Source organism: Leeuwenhoekiella sp. LLG6367-2.1 (assembly GCF_045055775.1).
In the GTDB taxonomy this organism is placed as follows: Bacteria; Bacteroidota; Bacteroidia; order Flavobacteriales; family Flavobacteriaceae; genus Leeuwenhoekiella; species Leeuwenhoekiella aequorea.
On sequence record NZ_CP159331.1, the window covers coordinates 3,081,783 to 3,104,265 of the forward strand.

Below are 22,483 nucleotides of genomic sequence, written 5' to 3' on the forward strand. Positions count from 1 at the left end.
CTACCTTATTTAAATTGGTTTATTGCTTCTCCTAAATCATAAACTGCAACCTGATCTAATTCGCGAGCAACAATACTACTTCCTGCAGCACTACGGTATCCTCCGGCACAGTGAACTACAATAGGTTTATCGGTAGGTATTTCTGTAGCACGTTCTCTTAATTCATGCAGAGGAATTGTAATAGCATTTTCAAAAAAAGTGCCTTCATTTGTTTCACTTTGATTTCTGATATCTACAATGGTATAATCATTTTTATTCGATTTAAAATCTTGCAGATCTATTTTATCCAATTTATTCCAGGTTGTATCTCCTAAGGTGAAAATACTTTTAAGTTGGTTTTCGTAACCTATTTTCGAAACACGACTGAGTAATTCTTTTGCGTGATTAAAACTTGTAGCAACCAGACTGAAGGGTTCCTCGGGTTTTACAATAGAGCCTAACAAGGTTTCAAATTTATGAGCCTCCTCAAGCCCCATAATATTAATACTATTTGATTTGTGACCTTTCTTAAATATCTCTTCGTTACGTGTATCTATGATTAGCTCTTTGCTTTCCAATTCTTCATCCTGAAGCTTTACGTCTTTATTGGAAATAGAAGTATTCAAATTCTCAGCACCAGCTTTATTTAAATCAACATTAAAACCAAAGTAATGAGGTATGAATGGTTGAGAATCTAGTAGGTGATTAACAAATGCATCTTGTGATTGTGTCTTAAATGCCCAGTTTGTTTCGCGTTGCTCTCCTAAGGTACTTGAACCTTCAGAACTCATATTTTTACCGCACAAAGAACCTGCTCCGTGAGCGGGATATACAATAGCATCATCACTAAAATCTGTAAATTGCGTCTGTATGGTATTGTACATAGCTTTAGCAAGATCTAAACGCTTTGACTTTTGATTTCCTGATTTTTCTCTAAGGTCGGGTCTCCCTACATCTCCAATAAATAATGTGTCTCCTGTAAAAAGAGCCACTTTATTTTCTGACTTAGCAACAATCGTTATGCTGTCTGGTGAATGTCCCGGGGTATTTAATGCACTAAAATTTACATTGCCTATTTGCAATGAGTCATTTGCATCAAATGGAGTATGTGGATAGTCTGCATCTACCAGTTTGCTAGTATATAATATAGCACCGGTTTGTTTGTGGATTTGTAAATGAGAGCTTACAAAATCTGCGTGAGGATGCGTTTCAAATACAGCAACAATTTTTGCATTGTTTTCTTCTGCAAATTTGTAATACATAGATGAATCACGCTCTGGATCTACTAGAGCAATTTCATTACCACATAATAGTGCATATGAAAAATGTGAAAGCGGCTTATATTCAAATTGTTTAACTATCATAATCTATTATTTTTTATAAAAATAAAGAACGATTTTAAAATTTGATGTAACCTTTGATACAAAGCGCCAAATACTTCTAATAGAAAGTTATTTTACTTTCCTAAAGCAAAAGAAAGCTAATTGTTTTTAGATTTTTTGAAAGGAAATGTAAGCTGATTTGCAAAATCGTTTGGAAATTTTTCATCCCCATTAAATCCGATTTCCAGATTTTTACCACTTTCGGGAACATAGGCAGTGCCAAACAGATAATCCCAGATACTTAATGTGAGTCCGAAGTTCATACCGTATTTATGCTGTGGAGGAAGTTGCTTTGCATGATGCCATATATGCATACGCGGATTATTAAATATATATCCAAACTTTCCGTAACTCCAATCTAAATTTGCGTGATTAAGGTGCCCTACAAACACAGAAAACATATGTACAATAAAAAATTGCTCAATACCAAATCCTATCATTGCTAATGGGATGTATTGAACACTTTTGTAGACTAATGTTTCCATAAAGTGAAATCTAAATTGAGCGGCAAAACCCATTTCTTTTACACTATGGTGAACCTGATGAAATTTCCATAACCAAGGAACTCGATGTAGCATACGGTGTACATTCCATTGTATAAAATCTGCAACTATAAACATAATAAGCAATTGAGCCCATACAGGAAGATGTTGTACTTCAATAGATACTATATTTTGAATACCAAATAGACGTAAAAAATCATTAAAGAGTTCGACTCCTACATTAGACAAGGCATTGTAACCTATTAGTGAGAATAGAAAAAAATTGAATATGATGTAAAAAGTATCAAGCCAAAACCCTTTGCGTATAATGGGTTGTTTTTTGCGCCACGGAATTAATAATTCTAAGGCAAAAACAAGTAGAGATAAAACTATAAGCCAGTATAAATAATTTGTCCATCCCGGATTTGTAATTTCATTTAAAAGATAATTAAAGTATCCTACAAATGAATCTTCAATTATTTTCAAATATTTTTCCACGTAGAAGTAGGGTTTAATTACTTGGGTATAAGTCGTAAATGAAGTCTATTTCTTACGTATATAGTATACCTTTTGTAAGATAATTATACAGAAGGCCAGCTGCTATTGCAATACCAAAACTAAGTAGAGTCCCTATAAGTACGTATTCGGTAAGTTGTCTGTTTTTTCCTTCGGTGAGATCACCAAATCTGAAAACAGATTTTGCAGCTATTAAAAAACCTATTGCAGACCACGCATTAAGTAATATAAAACCAAACACAAAGAGACGTTCTAGCATACCTATTATTTTGCCTGCACCGGCTAATGAGGTGTTTTTTATTGTATTGGACTTTGATTTATTTTGCGGGTCAATAGCATCTTGCCAGGGTTTGAGAAATAAGCGCATCAAAATTCCTGTGACATACGTAACAAAAAAAGCTAATGTAACTAATAGTAAAAGTTCTGGTTTATAAATGAAATCAAGATCGATTACAAATGGATGGTAAGCATATACAACACTACAAATTACTGCCAGATGTGCCAGCTGATCTGCTATAAAGAGCTTGCTGCTATTTTTCTTTGTAGTGAATTTTATTTTTAATGCATCTATTATATAATGAGTTATTAGTATAGCAATTATGCCTATTATATACTTGAGGTTAAATTGAAGTACTATGAGAAGGGCAGCCAAATGAACTGCTATGTGTGCAAACAAATATTTTGACTTATAACCATATTTTATTTTATGGTTAACCCATTTTGTAGGTTGCAATACAAAATCACCTACTATGTGTGCGAGAATTAGCTTTATAGCAAGTGTTAACATTTGTGCTGTTTTACAATTTGTGAGTAGTATTGAAGCAATCCGCTAATTTCTGAATAACCGGCGCGATTAAGAGCTTTACTAATAGCGCTTTGAGATTTACCTAGTAAAGAACTTAATTCGGTTTGATTAGCCTGTGGATTTTCTAATTGAGTTTTAACTATGGATGCTGTTACCGGTGGCCATATGTCCATAGTTAAAGTAGCAAGACTTAGCATTAGATTTATAATACTATCAAATTGCAGGTCATTAGACTTTAGAACTAGCGTGTTTTTTTTAATAGCATCAAACGCAGTACCTGAATTTACAAATGCAGTACCATTTGCTTGGGTGACTTTTTTAGCATGATGTTTTTTATCTCCTAAACCTATCGCTATTCTCACGTCGAGAGTTGAAAACGTTTTTATAGCAGCTTTTATATGTATTGCTGCAACTAATGCTGAATCTGGATTAAGTTCTAATTGAAAACTATCTCCCCGATACAGTTCCCACTGCGTTGGTTCTTCTCCATAATGTGACAAAACCTTTTTCAAGAGGGGTTGCCAATCATTATTAGATTGAGAATTTATAATATCTCCTGTGAGTACTGCGCGCATTAAACAAATTAAATTTGATCAAATATATACTAATTAAATGATAATATAAAATATATACTATTTAGGTTATAATATAAATTATATACTTTTAATGTTATTATTTAGTTTAAAAACCTACTGCTGTATCGTCACCACGACGGTCTGCACCACCTTCTAGGCGACCGTCTGGTAGTACAAGAACTCCGTCAACCTTACCTAAAATCACACTGTTTTCCTGCTGAATAATATATCCTTTATTTTCAAGCTGCTTCAATAAGTCTGAACCAAAAGCATTGGGCTCAAATGTTACAACATCAGGTAGCCATTGATGATGAAATCGGGGAGCATCTACGGCCTCTTGCATACCCATATTAAAATCACTTACATTTAAAATTGTTTGCAATACCGAAGTTATAATCGTAGAACCTCCGGGAGTTCCTACTGTCATCCATAATTTCCCATTTTTTTCGACAATCGTAGGAGTCATCGAACTTAGCATTCTCTTTTGTGGCTCTATTTTATTAGCCTCTGCACCTATGAGTCCAAACATATTAGGTACGCCGGGTTTAGCGCTAAAGTCATCCATTTCATTATTGAGAAAGAAACCTAATTCGTCTACATACAACTTTGAGCCATAAGCCCCATTAAGCGTAGTTGTGAGAGCCACCGCATTTCCGAATTGATCTACAAGAGAAAAATGTGTTGTTTCCATAGATTCATAACCCGATAATTCCCCACGTTCAACCTCTAAAGATGGTGTTGCTTCATTAAAGCTAAAACTCTCCATACGTTTTAAATTATACCGGTCGCTTAAGAGACTGTCAACAGGGATAGTATTAAAATCTGGATCTCCTAAATAAAAGCTACGATCAGCGTACGCACGACGTTCAGCTTCTGTAATTAACTGTATACTTTCTAATGAATTGTGCTTATACTGAGCTATAGAATAAGGCTCAATCATCTTTAATATTTGCGCTAATGCAATACCACCACTAGAAGGCGGAGGCATACCTATTAGCTTAAGATCTTTATAGTTTGCAACAATAGGATCCCGCCAAACGGCATCATAGCTTTTAAGGTCTTCTAAAGTGATAATTCCATTATGTTTTTGAATAAAATCAACCAATATTTGAGCGGTTTCCCCATCATAAAATTCTGATTCACCATTTTTTGAAATTCGTTTTAAAGTGGCTGCTAACGCCGAATTTTTAAATAAAGTATTGGCTTTAATTTTTATAGAATCACTAGGACGAAATCCTTTAGAAAATAAAATTTCTTTACCATTTACGTGTTCAAATAGAGAAGCGTATGCATTAAATCGACCTAATTGATTTTCAGTAATTGTAAATCCGTTTTCAGCTAATTCAATAACAGGCTTAAGTATTTCTTCCATAGGCATAGAACCTAATTTTTGATGTATAGCAAACATTCCTGCGATTCCACCGGGTACACCTACCGCAAGCGGTCCCTGTCTACTTAAAGAATCTATGGGATTACCGGCAGCATCCAGATACATGGTAGAGGTAGCCGCCATTGGAGCTTTTTCCCTGTAATCTATACTACCCGTTTCGCCATTAGCTTTTCTATAAACCATAAAACCACCACCGCCTATACTTCCTGCAAAAGGGTAAGCTACATTAAGAGCCATATCTACAGCAATTAGTGCGTCAAAAGCGTTACCGCCATTTTTTAAAATCTCAGCACCTATACGTGAAGCTTCCTCTCTGGCAGACACCACCATAATACTATCTGCGATTTTACCACGATTAATTGTTCGGTTAACTATTTTTTCAGACTTACAACTAATAGAGGCTATAACTAAAACAAATCCTAAAAAGAGGATTTGAGATTTATAAATTTTATAAGAATATTTTTTAATCATAAAGAAATTATTTTATACTGAAAACAGTATTTAATTCTATTATTTTTTGAATACAAAAGGCTCTCAGTTCTTCAAAAAAGCGCGTGAACTCATCTTCAAAATCATGATAATGCAACTGTAAATCTTCAACGGCACGATCCATCCCGCTAATATTACGAGTTCGTCTATTCATATTATATAATACGGTGCCTATGCCGCTAATATCTTTGTAACTCAACAACCAGTTATCTGCAATCATATGAGGAACCATACGCTGTATCCCGGGAGTAAGTAATTCAAAATGCTCATCTAGACTATCATAAAAATGCTCAATAAAGCCTGCTAAAGGTTTTTCAGAATAGTTTTTCCAATTTTTTGCCAGAAAGTGATCATATAGAATATCTACAATTACACCGCTATAATGACTATACTTTTTATGAAGTCGTTTTGTACTTTGTTTAACAATAGGGTGAGAATCTGTAAAGCTATCTATACTGCGATGAAGCAAAATACCTTTTTGAAGCTGAGGTAAATAAGTTTTGTATTGTTTCCCTTTTATACCATCGGCCATAAAATTACCCATTGTTATAAGGGGATCATCTCCAGATAAATAAATATGCGCTAAATAATTCACAGGCTTAAATTACAAATTATCAAGTTACGGTAGCGATGTGAATGGCTATATTTGTTTACTGTTTAACCCGTAACGTTACTTAAATAGGTTTAAAATTCTGAATTAAAATATATGACACTTATAAAATCAATTTCTGGCATTCGCGGAACCATAGGAGGGAAGCCGGGTGAAAATCTTACTCCTATCGATGCAGTAAAATTTGCATCAGCTTATGGCACCTTTATTAAAAATCAACGTAATAAAGAAACTCATAGAGTAGTTGTGGGTCGAGATGCACGCTTAAGTGGAGAAATGTTACAGCAGTTGGTTATGCAAACATTGGTAGGTATGGGTATTGATGTAATTGATCTTGATTTATCTACTACACCTACAGTAGAAGTAGCGGTAAAACTAGAACATGCAGACGGCGGAATTATTTTGACTGCCTCGCATAATCCAAAACAATGGAATGCTCTGAAGTTGCTAGATAGTAATGGAGAATTTTTGAACGCAGAAGCGGGTGCAGAAATTTTAAAACTATCTGAATCTGCAGATCTCGAGTACATTGATGTGGATCATCTGGGAGAAATACATAAAAATGACGCATACATTGATATTCATATCGATGAGGTTCTGGATTTAGAACTAGTTGATGAAGAAGCTATTAAAGCTGCCAATTTTAAAATTGTGGTAGATGGAGTTAACTCGACAGGAGGTATCGCAATTCCCTTACTTTTAGACCGATTAGGAGTTCATACGGTTAAATTATATTGTGATCCTAATGGTCATTTTCCGCATAATCCAGAGCCTCTAAAAGAGCATCTGGGAGATATTTGTGCTTTAGTAAAAGAAGAAACAGCCGATTTGGGAATTGTAGTTGATCCAGATGTAGATCGCTTAGCTTTTATAGATGAAACTGGTGAGATGTTTGGTGAGGAGTATACACTTGTTGCGTGCGCTGACTATGTTTTAAGTGAAAAGTCTGGCGATACGGTATCTAATTTAAGTTCGTCAAGAGCACTGCGAGATATTACAGAAAAGCACGGTGGTAACTATCACGCTGCTGCAGTGGGAGAAGTAAATGTAGTTACAAAAATGAAGGAAGTAGGAGCTGTAATAGGTGGAGAAGGTAATGGTGGAATTATTTATCCAGAATCACATTATGGTCGAGATGCTTTGGTAGGCGTAGCATTGTTTCTAACGCATCTTGCCAAAAAGAAAATAAAAGTAAGTGAGCTTAGAGCAAGCTATCCTGCTTATTATATGAGTAAGAAAAAGATAGAATTAACGCCAGAATTAAATGTAGATGCAATTTTAAAAACTATAAGTGAGACTTATAAAAATGAAGATGTAAATACGATAGATGGTGTGAAAATAGATTTTGAAAAGCATTGGGTGCATTTAAGAAAATCAAATACAGAACCTATTATTCGTATCTACACAGAAGCTTCATCACAAGTTGATGCAGATAAAGTTGCTGATGATATGATCGCAGAGATTAAGAAGGTAGCATCTATTTAATAATCTGAATTAAAAATTTATAATCTCAATCATTACAAGTGTAGTGATTGAGATTTTTTTATTGCGCATGCTTAAAGCGTTTGTGCGTCCATAAGTAATATTCTGGAGCATTATATATTTGCTCCTCAAGGTTTTTTATGAAAGAATCGGTAATTGTGTAATCAGGGAGAGATTGCGGGTCTTCGGTGATTACTTTAAATACGGCTTTATAGTGACCACGTTTAACTTTATCTACCGCAAGATACAGCACAGGCATATTTTCAGCTTTTGCCAAACGTTCAATACCTGTAAAAAATGGTACATTTTGACCTAAAAACGAGGTGCAATATTGATTTTTTCTGCTTTTTGGCGATTGATCTGCAATAAATGCATACGTAGCCATTTTACCTGCGCGCTGTTGCTTCTTAATTATGAAAGTAGCTTCCTTGTTAGCTAGTAATTCAGAATTCCACTTTCCCCGAATGTCTCTAATTAGTTTATCAAAGTATTTATTCTTAATTCGTTTGTATATGCCGTACCCGCTATGGTCAAAATAAAATTGAAGTGCAGTAAGCCATTCATAACTTGCATAATGGCCCATTACAATAATAGAGCTTCGGCGTTCTTTAGCCAGCTTATCTATAATAGCCAAATCTGGTAATTCAAAGCGCTTTTTAAGTTCAGCGGCAGATATAGATATAGATTTGATCATTTCTAAAAACATATCGACCATATGCTTATAAAATTTCTTCTCTATTTGTTTTAAGTCGGCTTCAGATTTATCAGGAAATGCGGTTTTAAGATTAAATCGAACAGTTTTCTTTCTATAACCTACGATGTAATAGATAAGTATATAAACTAAATCAGAAACCTTATAAAATAACCAAAAAGGTAGACGCGATAACAGCCACAAAAGCGGGTAAACAAGCCAAAATATAAGCCATTGCATGAGCGGTAAATTTTGCGCAAATATAGGTATATTTGAGGCTAAATAAGGGAAAATATGGGTGATTTGAATTTGGTTACAGTTGCCGTAATCGCAGTGAATGTTTTGATTTCTATGAAGGGCTTTAAAGACTTCACGTTCTTTGAAAAGTACAAATTTAATACGGGTGCAGTACGTAGGGGGGAGCATATACGCATACTGTCTTCGGGTTTTTTACATGTGACCAATTCGCATTTGTTTTTCAATATGCTTACACTCTATTTTTTTGCTCCTATAGTTATAGGTCTATTAGGTAATTTTCAGTTTATAATTATATACTTGGGTAGTCTTATTTTAGGTAATCTTTTATCCTACTATTTTCATAAAGATGAATACCATTATACGGCTGTTGGAGCTAGTGGGGCAGTATCTGGAATTTTATATTCTGCTATTCTGCTCAATCCAGATATGAGTTTGTATATGTTTTTTATACCTATTCCTATACCAGCTTATATTTTTGGAATAGGGTATTTGTTGTATTCAATTTATGGGATGCGGGCCAACAATGATAATATAGGCCACGATGCACATTTTGGCGGAGCTGTAGGTGGTTATGTTATTACTTTGTTAATGCTTCCGATATTGTTGCCGGCTAATACATTGATGGTGGGATTATTAGCTATTCCTATAATTATTTTATTTATTCTTAACAAAACCGGGAAGCTATAATGGCATACCTCTTGCCTATATGATTACGAACAAAAAAACTATCAATTATGAGAACTATTTTAATTCTAGCTATTACGGCTATGACCACATTAGCACATGCGCAGCAAATAGAACCAACCGTTGGAGTAACAGGTGAAGGTAAAGTTATTGTTGTACCCGATGAAGTAACTATTAGTTTGGGAGTTCAGACTCAGGGGAAAGATGCGGCTGCCGTAAAATCTGAAAATGATAAGGCTGTAGATAAAGTACTGGATTTTCTTCTAAAGAAAAATATTCCGCAGAACCAAGTTCAAACGGAGTATGTAAGTCTTAACAAGAACTATGATTATAATACAAAAGTGTATAATTATAATGCGAGTCAGACAATTTCAGTTAAGCTGAAAGACTTATCAAAATATGACGAAATAATGTCAGGCTTAGTGGCTTCTGGAATTAATTCTATTAATGGCGTTAATTTTGGATCTTCTAAAATGGATACTTATGAAGCAGAAGCACGTAAGAAAGCGGTAGCTAATGCAAAAATGAAAGCTCAGGAATATGCAGGCGTTTTAGGTCAGAAAATAGGAAAAGCGGTACAAATAGCAGAGCAAGGAACAAATACTCCTCAGCCACAGCCAATGTATAAAATGGCAATGTCAGAATCTATGGATTCTTCTCAACGCACATTAGCACCTGGAGAAATGACCATAAGCTCAAAAATTCAAATCACATTTCAATTAATAGATTAATTGAATCGCATAATATAATTCACAAGTAAATCAAGAACCTATAAATCTCTTTTATAGGTTCTTCTTTTTTTATGCATTACGTGCTCGTAATTTTTCCAAAGTTGCTGAATTGCTTTATTCTCTTCAAGCTCTGGGTTAGTTTCTACTTCAGTTATACCATTTGCTGAAAAAAGATCTTGCATAGCCTGAAATATTACGGCTGTCAATCCTTTACCTTGATACTCTGGATCAATCCCAATTAAATAAAATGCTGCGGTATCATTCTTTGATCTGGCGCGTAGCATATGAATAAATCCAAATGGCCACAAACTACCATTTGCCTTCTTAAGAGCATTACTAAATGAAGGCATTGTAATGGCAAATGAAATTAATTTACCATTGGCATCCTCTATACATTTAATGTAATTGGGATTTATATATTTAATATATTTCTCCTTATAATGATCAATCTGATATTGCTGAATAGGAACGAAAGTACTGAGTTCGCTATACGTTTTATTTAGTAGCCCAAACATATCATCTACGTAGGGCATAATTTCTTTTGTATTCTTGAAGTGAATCATTTTAAGCTTGTAGCGCTGCTGCACGATACGAGCAAATTTTTCTACTTTTTCGGGCGATTTTTCTGGAATTTGAATTTTAAACTCTACCCATTCTGAAGCTTTTTCAAAATTCAGTTTCTCAAAATGCTCCTTATAATACGGGTAATTATACCATGTAATCATGGTATTTAGGTATTCAAAGCCTTCTATAAGTAAGCCGGCTTTTTCCATATTGCTAAAACCTACAGGACCTTCTATCCATTTTAGATTATTTGCAATACCTATTTTTTCAACTTCGGCGATTAAAGCTTTAGTAACTTCTATATCATCAATAGTATCAAACCAGCCAAAACGCATTTTAGGTTTGCCTTGTTCATCAATTTCTATACGATTAATAATTGCAGCAATACGGCCTACTGTTTTTCCATCTTTAAAGGCTAGAAAAAAATGGGCTTCAGCATTTTTAAAAACAGGATTCTTTTCAGAATCCATACTTTCAAGCTCATCATTAATTAATGGAGGAACCCAGTTGCTGTCTTTTGTATATAGCGAAAATGGGAATTTGACAAATTGTGTCAATTCCTTTTTCGTTTTCATTTCCTTAATCGTAATCATTGTAATTGTTAAATAGCGTGTAAAGGTAACCGTATTTTTATTCTTGCGAAAGTAACTCGTCTTTACTGTGAAAATCTAATCTATAAGATAATCCCAGTCCTAATTGCTGACGCTCAGGTGTTTCTTTAAAATTAATAAGCGCACTTATATCAACCTGAAAATTTCTGCTTATCAAATACGCGCCACCAAAGCGTAAAAGGTCATCAGAATACACATCACTAGAAATAAACTGAAATTCTGCAAAAGCGGCAATTTTAGGATTAAATGAATGGGTCATTGTAGTAATCCACGCCTTAGTAGGAAAATCTGTAGTAAATTGATCGTATATAAAATTGTTTACCCACACCCAGCGACCCCAGTTGTGCTGTGTAATTAATATTGCTTTAGGAGTAAATCCGCGTTGACTTTCCGGTAAAAAAGGATTGTCTGTTTCATATGCATAATTAGCACCTGCATAAATAGAGACTGCAGGAATTAGAGTATTCCATTTAAATCTTCTATTAGCCCAGTAGCTATATAAGTTTATTTTGTCTTCTCTATTTTTATAAGGATCATACACCAGATATTTTGCTCCCGCTGTAATTATAGGGAATCCACTTTGTGTATAGGGTTCTGCATTGCCGGCCGTAGGAGTAATATCTTCATATAGAAAATTACCATCTACGATAAATTCTAGTTGTTCTTTAATTGCACCATATCTTAAAGCAAAATCAACTCCAATATTATCTGTTTCTGTAAACCGAAGATTGTGTGATTCTCTGCCTAGAGTGGTTCCTATTTCTGCTTGCAATACACCTGTTCCAGGTGCAAAAGCACCCTGAGATTGACCTGGTCTGTTAGAGTTTATAGTTTCAGTGTATTGAGCGTTAGCTGTATACGTGCTGAGACTTAGAAGTAGAATGCTACTACAAATCAATCTCTTTAGCATAATGGGTTCTAATTTTAGAGGTTTACAGTAGAAATTTTCTTTTGTAACCTCACAAACATAATGTAAATATAAGAGATAGCCTAAAGATCAATGGATAACAGACACTGCTTGTTTTATTGTTTTTTTAAGTGGAAACAAAAATCGAATAGTTAATTTTACGGCAAATATCAGAGAGATGAAATTGATACAAACCATTCTTATAATACTGCTTATATTTTTTGGGTTGCGCATTCTTTTTAGATTAGCAGCGCCTTACTTAATGCGTTATATAGCAAAAAAAGCAGGAGAACGTTTTCAGAATATGGCAGGCGGTTTTAAAAATCAAAATGCTCAGAAAAAACCTGAAGGTGAGGTAGTAATTGAAAATGTTCCTCATAAAGAGCGATCTTCAAATAAAAAGGTAGGCGAATATATCGATTACGAAGAAATTGAGTAATTTCAGCCCTTTAGTTATAGTTACAATCTATGAATTTTTCGATTAAAAAAATATTACCACACGTTGCTGTGGTGTTTGTATTTGTAGTTACTGCACTCCTGTATTTTAGTCCGGTTCTTTCGGGTAAGAAAATGTTTCAAAGTGATATACAGCAGTACAGAGGTATGGCTAAGGAGCAGATGGATTTTAGGGAACAAACCGGCTCAGAACCTTATTGGACAGATGCAGCTTTTGGAGGAATGCCTACTTATCAATTAGGAGCTAAGTATCCTAACAACTGGATAAAGAGTCTAGATTTAAGTATTCGATTCTTGCCGCGCCCCGCAGATTATCTTTTTTTGTATTTTATAGGTTTTTATATTTTGCTGCTTGTTCTTAAACTAGACTGGCGATATGCAGGTCTGGGTGCATTGGCGTTTGGTTTTAGTAGTTATCTTATAATAATTTTAGGTGTTGGCCATAATGCAAAAGCTCACGCAATAGCTTATATGCCTTTGGTTTTAAGTGGAATATTGCTTGTATTTAGGCGTAAATATATATGGGGTTTTATTCTTACAGCTCTTGCTCTTGCGCTGGAGATAGTTGCTAATCATGTGCAGATGACCTACTACTTAATGCTTCTAATTTTAATTTTAGGGATTGCATACTTAGTGGATGCCGTACGTAAAAAAGAACTTCCGCATTATTTTAAAAGTGTAGGTATTCTTTGTCTTGCAGTTGTTCTTGCTGTAGGTACAAATGCAGCAAGTTTAATGGCTACATCAGAATATAGTGCTACTAGTACAAGAGGAAAAAGCGAATTGACTATAAATCCTGATGGAACTACAAAAGAGCGTAGTGCCGGACTAGATAAAGCTTATATAAATCAGTATAGCTATGGTATTTCTGAAACATTAGATTTATTTATTGCTGGTCTTTATGGTGGTTCAAATTCTGAACCTTATAAAGCAGATAGTGAGTTTGCAAGTTTTCTACTTAAGCAAGGCGTTCCGCCCGCACAAATAGGATCTATTTATGGTCAATTTGGATTGTATTACTGGGGAAGTCAGCCTGGAGTATCAGGACCGGCATATCTGGGAGCTATTGTAGTATTCTTATTCGTTTTAGGCTTATTTCTTGTAAAAGGTAGATTAAAATGGTGGCTATTAGGAGGTACTTTATTATCACTTCTATTAAGCTACGGAAGCAACCTAGCTTGGTTTACAAACTTATGGATAGATTATTTCCCTTTATATAACAAATTTAGAGCAGTAACATCTATACAAGTTATAACAGAATTATGTGTGCCAGTTCTAGCAATTTTCGGATTATATAAAGTATTACAAGTTACGTTACCTATTGAAGAACGTCTTAATGCTTTAAAATGGTCTACTGGAATAACTGGCGGACTAGCATTAATACTACTTATTTTTAAAGGAAGCCTTTTTTCTTTTGCCGGAGGTAATGACGCGTACTTCGTTCAGAATTTTGGGATGGAATTTATGAATGCTGTAAAAGCAGACCGTAAAGCGATTTTTGTAAATGATACCATCAAAACTTTAATTTTAGTACTATTAGCTGCATATTTAATTTGGTTTTATATCAAAAATAAAATTTCAGAAAATCTTGTTATTGTAGCTATTACAATTCTAGTAGTATTTGATCTGGTACAAGTAGATCGGAGATATGTAAATGCCGAGAATTTTATGGCTGCCCGAATGGTAGAGCAGCCATTTCAAAAGTCTGCAGCAGACATGCAAATCCTTCAGGATACCACCCGTTACAGAGTGTATGAACAAAGTATAGGCCTTAACGGTGCCCGCACGAGTTATTTTCACAGTTCAATAGGTGGATATCACGGAGCAAAACCAGGTCGACTTGCAGATTTAGCAGATTTTTATCTGTATCAAGGTAAAATGGCGCCACTGAACTTATTAAATGTTAAGTACGTGATTACTCAAGATGAAGAAGGAGCGGAGCAGGTTCAGATTAATCCGCAAGCAAATGGAAATGTTTGGTTTATTCAGAATGTAAAATTTGTACCTGATGCAAATGCCGAAATTATGGCGTTAGAGAATCTTAATACTTTACAAACTGCTGTTATTCAAGACAACTATAAAAGTTTAATTGAGAAGCAGTTATTTACAGAAGATACCACAGCAACTATTAAACTTACAGAACACAAACCAAATTATTTAAAATATGAATCTTCTTCACAGAATGAGCGATTAGCTGTTTTTAGTGAAGTTTATTATCCTGATGGATGGAACGCTTATATAGATGGTGAAAAAGCCTCTTATTTTAAAGCAGATTATATATTAAGGGCAATGATGGTTCCGGAGGGTAAGCATATTATCGAATTTAAGTTTGAACCTCAAGTGGTTGAAACTGGTGGTACTATAAGCCTTGCGAGTAATATTATCCTTCTATTAATTATTTTGGGTGCTCTTTTTATGAGTTTTAGAAATAGAACTAATAGTGAGGAAAAAGCTTAGTGTATAAATACTATAAGAAGCGTGTTTTGTGAAGAAAGCCCTTATCATTTGTTATTATTGGCCTCCTGCAGGTGGTCCCGGGGTTCAACGCTGGTTGAAGTTTGTAAAATACTTGCGAGAATTTAATATTGAACCTATAGTATATGTTCCCGAAAATCCACATTATCCGATAGTAGATTCGAGTCTTATTGAGGAAATACCGGAAGGAATTACTATTCTCAAAAAACCGATTTATGAACCCTATGCGCTAGCGGATTTATTTTCAAAAACTCAAACACAACAAATAAGTAGTGGTATAATCAAGGACAATTCAAAACAAAGTATTTTACAGCGTTTGTTCTTATTTATACGAGGTAATCTATTTATTCCGGATGCTCGCAAATGGTGGATAAAACCATCGGTTAATTATTTGTTGCCTTACATAAAGTCTAATGGAATAGATCTACTTATCACTACAGGACCACCGCATAGTTTACATTTAATAGGACAGCAGTTAAAAAAAAAAACGGGCCTACCGTGGATAGCAGATTTTAGAGATCCGTGGACAACAATAGGCTATCACAAAAAATTAAAACTGACCAAAAGATCAAGTGAGAAACATAAAAAATTAGAATTAGAGGTTTTAAGTTCGGCAGATCATATTTTAGTTACCAGTAAAACCACTAAGAAAGATTTTAAGAAAATTACGAATACACCGATCTCGTGTATCACAAATGGATTTGATGCTAATAAAAAAAGTGAATCTGTTCTAGATAAAAAATTCACACTAGCACATATTGGTTCTTTGTTAGAAGATAGAAATCCAAAGATTCTATGGCAATCTTTAAAAGAGATTAGTGATGAATTACCCGATTTCATAAAAGATTTAAATATAGAATTAACCGGTAAAGTAAGCGCATCTATTATAAGTGATATCGAAAGTTATAATCTTAAAAATAATCTAAGTTTACCCGGCTATGTAACACATAATGAAGCTATACAACGTCAAAATAGCGCTCAGCTCTTGCTTTTAATCGAAATTGATTCATACGATACACAAGCAATCATTCCTGGAAAGTTATTTGAATATATGGCCTCTGGTAGACCTATAATTGGGATAGGACCTAGAGAATCTGATGTTATAGAAATCCTCAAAACAACACAAAGCGGTAACTATTTTACATATACTGAAAAAGAAAAATTGAAGAATACTATTATTGAATATTATAGAGCTTTTAAAAGTTCAGGAATATCAAATACTACCGGAGACTTAACTGTATTTACACGTAAAGAACTTACCAGACAGCTTTCAGAAATAATTCACCAATTTTAGAGTAATCATATGGGAATTGTTTCATCACAGTCATTCAAGAATTTAATAACAACTTATTTAGGTTTTGGAATAGGTGCTTTAAATACTTTGGTATTATATGTTCAGTTTTTTCAAGATGAATATTATGGTCTTGTAGGATTCTTGCTTAGCAGTGCAACATTAGCTATGCCGTTTATAGCAGTAGGTACTCACAATACGTTAATAAAATTTTACTCAAAATATAGCGGCCGAAAACAAGAAGTTTTTCTAAGTTTTATGTTGGGACTTCCATTAATTATACTAATCCCAACCACTATTTTAATTACAGTTTTCTACTCTGATATAGTAGATTTTCTGGCTTCAAAGAATGAGATAGTGCGACCCTATATAATTGTTATAGGTATTATAGCATTTTCAATGGCATATTTTGAAATAGCTTACGCATACGCAAAAGCGCAACTACATAGTGTCTTCGGAAATATTATGAACGAGATTTTCCATCGGCTCGGTGTGATGATATTACTGCTTTTGTTTGCAATTAATCTTATTAATATGGATCAGTTTTTATATGGATTGGCCATCGTTTATGTATTACGCATGTTTATTATGTTAGTTTATGCATTCAGTCTAAAAAAACCAAAACTGAGACTTGCTATTCCGGAAGAGTGGAAGGCTATTTTAAAGTACAGCACCTTAATTATTGTTGCAGGTTCTGTGGCGGTTATGATTTTGGAAATTGACATGTTTATGCTAGGTAAGCTCGTGGCCATTGAGAATATTGCTTATTATTCAGTTGGGATTTATATAGCCGCTGTAATAGCTGTTCCTGCACGTGCAATGCATCAGATTATGTATCCACTCACAGCAAATTATTTGAATGAGAGACGTTTTGTTGAGCTTAAAGATTTATATAAAAAAAGTTCGCTTACGCTTTATATAATCTCCGGTTTATTACTCTTATTAATTGTATGTAATATCAATACACTCTACCTCATTCTGGACCCTGCATATAGCAAAGGTCTTTATGTGGTGCTTCTAATTTCATTAGCAAAATTAGTAGATAACATTTTAGGTAATAATAATGCTATTCTATACAATAGTGATTACTATCGATTAGTGCTTGTGCTGGGTGTATTTCTAGTGATTTTAGCAATTATTCTAAATTTGATTTTCATTCCAGAATTAGGGATAAATGGGGCTGCAATAGCAACGTTTATTGCATCAGTAGGGTATGCATTAGCAAAAATAATTGTCGTTTACAAAAAATTCGGTATGCACCCTTTTACCAGAGCAACCTTGTATGTTACTTCTTTGCTATTAGTTTTAGGAGTATGTTTTTACTTTTGGAATTTTAAATTAAATCCCTATTTAGCCATAGGACTAAAATCAATTATTCTAGGAAGTATATATTTAGCTGTAGTCTATATATTCAAAATCTCCCCAGAAATTTATAATTGGTTAAATGATAATATTCTAAAAAGAAAATCCCGCATTGAATAAACAATTACGGGACTTTACAACTAACCAACCAAAATTTTAATTATCTCCACTTCTTGAGCGGCTATTAGAGCTACGTGAACTAGAGGACTGTCTATTATTACTTTTAGCTGAACTTGCAGCATTGCTTGTGCGTGAGTTTTGTGTGCGCTGTACTGTACGTTGCGGTGTACTTGTACGCTGCGAACTTGCTCTCTGAGTCACTTGACGTGGTGATGAGCTGCTTCTTGAAGTTACACTTCTACTTTGCGGTGCTTTTTGTGTTGTGGCTCGCTGGGTAGAACTATTTCTTTGTGCTGCAACAGGGCGATCGTTTCTACTATTTTTTGAAGTAGCACGTTGAGATTGTGATGATCTCGCTGCATTAGAACTTCGAGAATTAGTAGTTGTTGCACGAACAACATTTGGTGTGCTTGATCTAGAGCTTCTATTATCAATAATTGCTGGTGATTTAGAATTTCTCGAGCTATAACTTCTATTTACAGTTTGTGATCTAGTATTATTTGATCTACTTGCAGATGATGTTCTTGAGCTTGCAGTATAACGTCTATCATTGTTAACTTGAGTTCTTGCTGTTGAATAACTACCGCGTCTCACATTATTATGTGCTATACGACCTTTTGGTTTTTTAAAATCGTGATAAGCATTAGCATATCCATTACGATAACCTTGATTATAGTGACTTCTATGATAAGCATAATCATATCTAGTAGGACGATAATATCTTCTATAAGGTGTGTTGTAAACTAAAGCCCTGTCATAAAAAGGTCTATAGAAATAATTATGATAAGGATGATATACATAAGATCTGTTATAGACATTTATGTATCCTGTAACGTGTGAAAATCGTGTGCCAGAATAAAACACATTTAATCCTCCAACATTTACAATACGTCCATGGTTGTAATTTATATAAACATCTCCTGCTTGTATAATTCTTCCCCAATTATCATAATAGATAGGTACGTTTTCTATTTGTAATACGGCTCCATAGTCATCATATTGAACATAAGGGTCATAATTATACCCAGAGTTATAACTAATATTTAATGGTCCGGTATTTACATTTACTTGTACAGCATTACGAGCTAACTGTGGTAATACAAAATCGAATTCACCATCTGGATAAACCGAAAACTCCACGCCACCTTCTACAAAAATATACCGGGATCCGTCATATCGTGTTAAAGTAGCATCCAAAGTCTCCGCATTTGTAGGAGAAAGACCTACCACTAGGCCTATAATAAGAAAGAATAAATTTTTCATGATTTCTAATTTTAATTGTTCGTACTAGTTTTTGGATGGTACACATTATACTAAACAAGTAGCGTGCCATAAATAAGAAATTAAGTTTCTGAGCAACGTAACAAATAGCATGAACTTGCTACATATATAGTAATCAATGAAATATCAAAAAATCATGAATTTACGAGAGGATAGAAATTTAGTTGCGGTTGCGCATTTAAGTCAATTAGTAAATTTTGTTACGGGCTGTGGTGGCTTTATAATACCGTTAATTCTTTGGTTAACGCAGCGGGATAAAGTTTTAGGTATGGATTATCAAGGTAAGCAAATTTTAAATTTTCAAATAAGCACTTTCATATTAGCATTACTTTGTGTTCCCGCAATTTTGCTTTTTGGTCTTGGCATAATAGGATTTATTGTTTTAGGTGTATTAATATTTATATTTCCGATTATTAATGCAATCAAAACGATTAATGGAGAACATACCTATTATCCGTTAACATACCAATTTATAAAGTAGTGAAATAAAAAACCCGGCACCAATTGGTGCCGGGTTTTTCTAAATAAGAGAAACCGAAAATTTTTAGTGTTCATTGAGACCAAAATCTGGATAAGCACTCATTCCGTGTTCGTGCTCATCAAGACCTTCAAGTTCTTCACGCTCTGAAACGCGTAAACCGATCGTTATTTTAAGTATAAATAAGATTATAAAAGCAGAGATACAGCAGAATGCACCTACAATTCCTACTCCTGTTAATTGCGTTAAAAACTGCTCGATACTGGCCATCGCACCAAAAATACCAACGGCTAGGGTTCCCCAGATACCACAAATTAAGTGTACAGCTACAGCACCTACAGGATCATCAAGTTTTAATTTATCAACCAGCGCTACACCAAATACGATAATCGCTCCGGCAATTACACCTATAATTATAGCATCATTAGGACCCATTTGATCAGCACCTGCTGTTATTCCTACCAGTCCGCCTAAAATACCATTTAAGAACATCGTTAAATCATAGTTCTTATACATTACTGTTGATACCACAAAAGCACTTACGCCACCTGCAGCAGCTGCGAGTGAAGTTGTTACAAGTGTAAGTGAGGTAAGTGCAGGATCTGCAGATAAAACAGAACCGCCATTAAATCCAAACCAACCTAACCATAAGATAAGAACACCGGCTACTGCAAATGGAATATTATGACCTGGTATTGCATTTGCCTTACCATCTGCATCAAATTTACCTATACGTGCTCCTAGTAAATAAATAGCAATTAAAGCTGCCCAGCCACCTACAGAGTGAACGAGAGTTGAACCGGCAAAATCATAGAATCCCATAGCATCTAGAAATCCACCGCCCCATTTCCAGGAACCCACAATAGGATAAACGAGACCTACATAAATCACTGTAAAGATCATAAATGCTCCAAGCTTTATGCGCTCTGCTACGGCACCAGACACAATAGTTGCTGCAGTGGCTGCAAACATTCCCTGAAAAAGAAAATCTGTCCACCATGTATAACCGCCATCGGCATATTCTGGAGTCATCCCATTTTCTGGAGGAGCGATTCCAAAGCCAGCAAAGCTGAAGATACCGGAAGAGTCTTCTGCAAAACCGGGATACATTAGATTAAAGCCTCCTATGTAATAAACTAAAAGACCAACACATATAATAAACACATTTTTAAATAAAATATTAATTGTGTTTTTCTCGCGTGTTAATCCTATTTCTAATAGTGAAAATCCTAGGTGCATAAAAAACACAAGCCCTGTACAGATCATCATCCATACGTTGTTTGCTGTAAATAATCCTGCTTCCATATATTAATTTGTTTTGTAAGGGTTGTTAAGTTTTAATTTAAAGTGTCGCCACCTTTTTTGCCTGTTCGTATTCGGTATGCTTCTTTAACATCAGATACAAATATTTTTCCGTCACCGATCTCCCCGGTTGCTCCAGCTTCCAGAATTGCAGCTATGGTGATTTGTTCAAAATCATCATTTACCACAATAGAAAGGTATCTGCGCTGAATATCGCTGGTACTATAGGAAACACCGCGGTAAACGTGACCGTGTTTTTCATTTCCTAAACCAGTAACATCCCAGTAGGAAAAGAAATTGATTCCTTTTTCATGTAAAGCCTGTTTTACGGCTGAAAATTTTGATTTTCTAATAATCGCTTCGATTTTTTTCATTGTGTAATTTTGTTTTAGATTAAAATGAATATACGGCTGCAAGAAGGAAGGACCCTAAGCTTCCTTGTGGTGTTAAATCACCATCTAAGAATACATCTTCACTAGCAGAATCTAATCTAAATTCGGGAATAAAAGTAAGAGGGCCAACTTTTGCATTTCCAGATAAGGTTACGGCAAGTACATTTCCGTCTCCTTCGGCATCGTTTCCACCTATGGCATCAAAGCCGCCGAACTGGCTAAAATATTCTGGGCGTAAGCCTACAGAGAAGTTTTCACTGGCTGCGAGTTGTGCATATAATGCAACACCATAAAAACCAAAAGAGTCTCCTCCAAGATCTCCGGCTTCGGTGCTATTGTAAGTAGTGTTAAGTCCTAAGTAAAAAGAATCAGATAAATCTACGCCTGTAGTTAAATCTACTTGAAAAGTAGCGCCTAGACCTTCTCCAAGACCCATATCTGTATAGTCACCGTCCTGATCGCCATATAGAAAATTTAAAAACGCACTACCTGATCCAGCTGAATATCCAAGTTGAGCTCCTGCAGTATAACCTCCAAACGGATTGTAGTCTGTATAATCTGTTGAGTTCATCAAAGCAACCATAGCACTCCAATTTTCATCAAGGGTAAAGTCTGCCTTTAAACCAGAATGTGAAAAAGGTCCATAAGAAAACATATACGAGGTAGAGTAGTTAAAGTTAGCCGCTGGCGAGATAACTTCATATCCTAAGTATGTATTCCAATTACCAAAAGTTAGTTTTACTTTTTCGCTAACATTCCAGTATACATATAACTGATTAACGATACTTGAACTGGCTGTAGTAGAGCCAAACACAGCATCTGTACCGCGTGGGCCATATACAAGATCTGCAACAACGCCCACATTTCCTTTCTCGTAGCCTATAATTAGATTGGCCATACCCAAAGCAAATCCTGGTTGATTAGCAAATGATGAGCCAGGAGCAATATAACTGTCAACTTCACCATCAACATCGGTATCTATAAGTTTATTGGGAGCATTTAAGTTTTGTCTAAAATAAGCATCCACAGATCCCGATAGCGAAAATCCATCTGTCCACGAAGTTTCTTCTTGGGCAAATGCTGAAACACTTATGCAAACCATTAAGGGTAGTAAAAATTTTTTCATCTCTATTTTGGTTATTTGGTGAGATGCTAAGCTAATTAATTATT

Annotated in this window: 21 protein-coding genes; 8 read left to right on the forward strand and 13 right to left on the reverse strand. The window is 34.8% G+C overall.

Features of this window, described 5'->3' with window-relative positions; translation table 11 throughout:
• Positions 1-5: 5 nt before the first annotated feature.
• From ABVM53_RS13715 to ABVM53_RS13740, 6 genes are all read right to left on the reverse strand, one after another.
• Positions 6-1,343 (reverse strand): rhodanese-like domain-containing protein, encoded by a 1,338-nt coding sequence (locus ABVM53_RS13715; protein ID WP_405327102.1) that lies wholly within the window; start codon positions 1,341-1,343, stop codon positions 6-8.
• Positions 1,344-1,459: 116 nt separating this feature from the next.
• Positions 1,460-2,341, reverse strand: a complete 882-nt coding sequence (locus tag ABVM53_RS13720) for a sterol desaturase family protein (RefSeq protein ID WP_405327105.1) — start codon at positions 2,339-2,341, stop codon at positions 1,460-1,462.
• A gap of 52 nt (positions 2,342-2,393) precedes the next feature.
• Positions 2,394-3,146 (reverse strand): DUF3307 domain-containing protein, encoded by a 753-nt coding sequence (locus ABVM53_RS13725; protein ID WP_405327107.1) that lies wholly within the window; start codon positions 3,144-3,146, stop codon positions 2,394-2,396.
• The gene (locus ABVM53_RS13730) at positions 3,140-3,739 is read right to left on the reverse strand and encodes a transcriptional regulator (protein WP_405327110.1); all 600 of its coding nucleotides are present in this window, start codon (positions 3,737-3,739) and stop codon (positions 3,140-3,142) included. Before ABVM53_RS13730 ends, ABVM53_RS13725 begins: the two co-directional genes overlap by 7 nt.
• Before the next feature lie 106 nt (positions 3,740-3,845).
• On the reverse strand, positions 3,846-5,600 hold the full coding sequence (gene ggt, locus ABVM53_RS13735; RefSeq protein WP_405327113.1) for a gamma-glutamyltransferase: 1,755 nt from the start codon (positions 5,598-5,600) through the stop codon (positions 3,846-3,848).
• Positions 5,601-5,607: 7 nt separating this feature from the next.
• On the reverse strand, positions 5,608-6,213 hold the full coding sequence (locus tag ABVM53_RS13740) for an ACP phosphodiesterase (RefSeq protein WP_405327115.1): 606 nt from the start codon (positions 6,211-6,213) through the stop codon (positions 5,608-5,610).
• 111 nt (positions 6,214-6,324) lie between these two features.
• On the opposite strand from ABVM53_RS13740, the gene glmM reads away from it, so the two are divergent.
• Positions 6,325-7,713 carry a phosphoglucosamine mutase gene (glmM, locus tag ABVM53_RS13745; RefSeq protein WP_405327118.1) on the forward strand — a complete coding sequence of 463 codons (1,389 nt, stop codon included), beginning with the start codon at positions 6,325-6,327 and terminating at the stop codon, positions 7,711-7,713.
• 58 nt (positions 7,714-7,771) lie between these two features.
• Here the strand turns inward: glmM and ABVM53_RS13750 are convergent, their stop codons facing one another.
• Positions 7,772-8,800: a lysophospholipid acyltransferase family protein gene (locus ABVM53_RS13750; protein WP_405330872.1), complete on the reverse strand. Its 1,029-nt coding sequence runs from the start codon at positions 8,798-8,800 to the stop codon at positions 7,772-7,774.
• On the opposite strand from ABVM53_RS13750, the gene ABVM53_RS13755 reads away from it, so the two are divergent.
• Both ABVM53_RS13755 and ABVM53_RS13760 read left to right on the forward strand, forming a co-directional pair.
• Positions 8,696-9,346 carry a rhomboid family intramembrane serine protease gene (locus ABVM53_RS13755; protein ID WP_405327121.1) on the forward strand — a complete coding sequence of 217 codons (651 nt, stop codon included), beginning with the start codon at positions 8,696-8,698 and terminating at the stop codon, positions 9,344-9,346. The genes ABVM53_RS13750 and ABVM53_RS13755 overlap by 105 nt on opposite strands.
• Positions 9,347-9,393: 47 nt before the next feature.
• On the forward strand, positions 9,394-10,074 hold the full coding sequence (locus tag ABVM53_RS13760; RefSeq protein WP_405327124.1) for an SIMPL domain-containing protein: 681 nt from the start codon (positions 9,394-9,396) through the stop codon (positions 10,072-10,074).
• Between the two features lie 38 nt (positions 10,075-10,112).
• Here ABVM53_RS13760 and ABVM53_RS13765 read toward each other — a convergent pair whose 3' ends face one another.
• Both ABVM53_RS13765 and ABVM53_RS13770 read right to left on the reverse strand, forming a co-directional pair.
• On the reverse strand, positions 10,113-11,231 hold the full coding sequence (locus ABVM53_RS13765; RefSeq protein WP_128757091.1) for a GNAT family N-acetyltransferase: 1,119 nt from the start codon (positions 11,229-11,231) through the stop codon (positions 10,113-10,115).
• A gap of 37 nt (positions 11,232-11,268) precedes the next feature.
• Positions 11,269-12,159, reverse strand: coding sequence for a transporter (locus tag ABVM53_RS13770; RefSeq protein WP_405327127.1), 891 nt, complete (start codon positions 12,157-12,159; stop codon positions 11,269-11,271).
• Between the two features lie 175 nt (positions 12,160-12,334).
• On the opposite strand from ABVM53_RS13770, the gene ABVM53_RS13775 reads away from it, so the two are divergent.
• The 4 genes from ABVM53_RS13775 to ABVM53_RS13790 are packed head-to-tail and all read left to right on the forward strand — an operon-like array spanning position 12,335 to position 17,860.
• Complete coding sequence (locus ABVM53_RS13775) at positions 12,335-12,595, forward strand: DUF4834 family protein (protein WP_371456436.1); 261 nt, start codon at positions 12,335-12,337, stop codon at positions 12,593-12,595.
• Positions 12,596-12,624: 29 nt separating this feature from the next.
• Positions 12,625-15,069 (forward strand): YfhO family protein, encoded by a 2,445-nt coding sequence (locus tag ABVM53_RS13780; RefSeq protein WP_405327131.1) that lies wholly within the window; start codon positions 12,625-12,627, stop codon positions 15,067-15,069.
• Positions 15,070-15,097: 28 nt separating this feature from the next.
• Positions 15,098-16,381, forward strand: coding sequence for a glycosyltransferase family 4 protein (locus tag ABVM53_RS13785; RefSeq protein WP_405327134.1), 1,284 nt, complete (start codon positions 15,098-15,100; stop codon positions 16,379-16,381).
• Between the two features lie 9 nt (positions 16,382-16,390).
• Positions 16,391-17,860: a polysaccharide biosynthesis C-terminal domain-containing protein gene (locus ABVM53_RS13790; RefSeq protein WP_405327137.1), complete on the forward strand. Its 1,470-nt coding sequence runs from the start codon at positions 16,391-16,393 to the stop codon at positions 17,858-17,860.
• A 36-nt stretch (positions 17,861-17,896) separates the two neighbouring features.
• Here ABVM53_RS13790 and ABVM53_RS13795 read toward each other — a convergent pair whose 3' ends face one another.
• Complete coding sequence (locus tag ABVM53_RS13795) at positions 17,897-19,123, reverse strand: hypothetical protein (protein WP_405327140.1); 1,227 nt, start codon at positions 19,121-19,123, stop codon at positions 17,897-17,899.
• Between the two features lie 136 nt (positions 19,124-19,259).
• Between ABVM53_RS13795 and ABVM53_RS13800 the strand changes: the two genes are divergently transcribed.
• Positions 19,260-19,622: a DUF4870 domain-containing protein gene (locus ABVM53_RS13800; RefSeq protein ID WP_405327143.1), complete on the forward strand. Its 363-nt coding sequence runs from the start codon at positions 19,260-19,262 to the stop codon at positions 19,620-19,622.
• A gap of 63 nt (positions 19,623-19,685) precedes the next feature.
• Here the strand turns inward: ABVM53_RS13800 and ABVM53_RS13805 are convergent, their stop codons facing one another.
• The 3 genes from ABVM53_RS13805 to ABVM53_RS13815 are packed head-to-tail and all read right to left on the reverse strand — an operon-like array spanning position 19,686 to position 22,439.
• Positions 19,686-20,924 carry an ammonium transporter gene (locus ABVM53_RS13805; protein ID WP_128757083.1) on the reverse strand — a complete coding sequence of 413 codons (1,239 nt, stop codon included), beginning with the start codon at positions 20,922-20,924 and terminating at the stop codon, positions 19,686-19,688.
• Between the two features lie 32 nt (positions 20,925-20,956).
• Positions 20,957-21,295: a P-II family nitrogen regulator gene (locus ABVM53_RS13810; protein WP_405327146.1), complete on the reverse strand. Its 339-nt coding sequence runs from the start codon at positions 21,293-21,295 to the stop codon at positions 20,957-20,959.
• Between the two features lie 19 nt (positions 21,296-21,314).
• Entirely contained in the window at positions 21,315-22,439 is a 1,125-nt protein-coding gene (locus ABVM53_RS13815) for a porin (RefSeq protein WP_405327149.1), read from the reverse strand.
• Positions 22,440-22,483 lie beyond the last annotated feature (44 nt).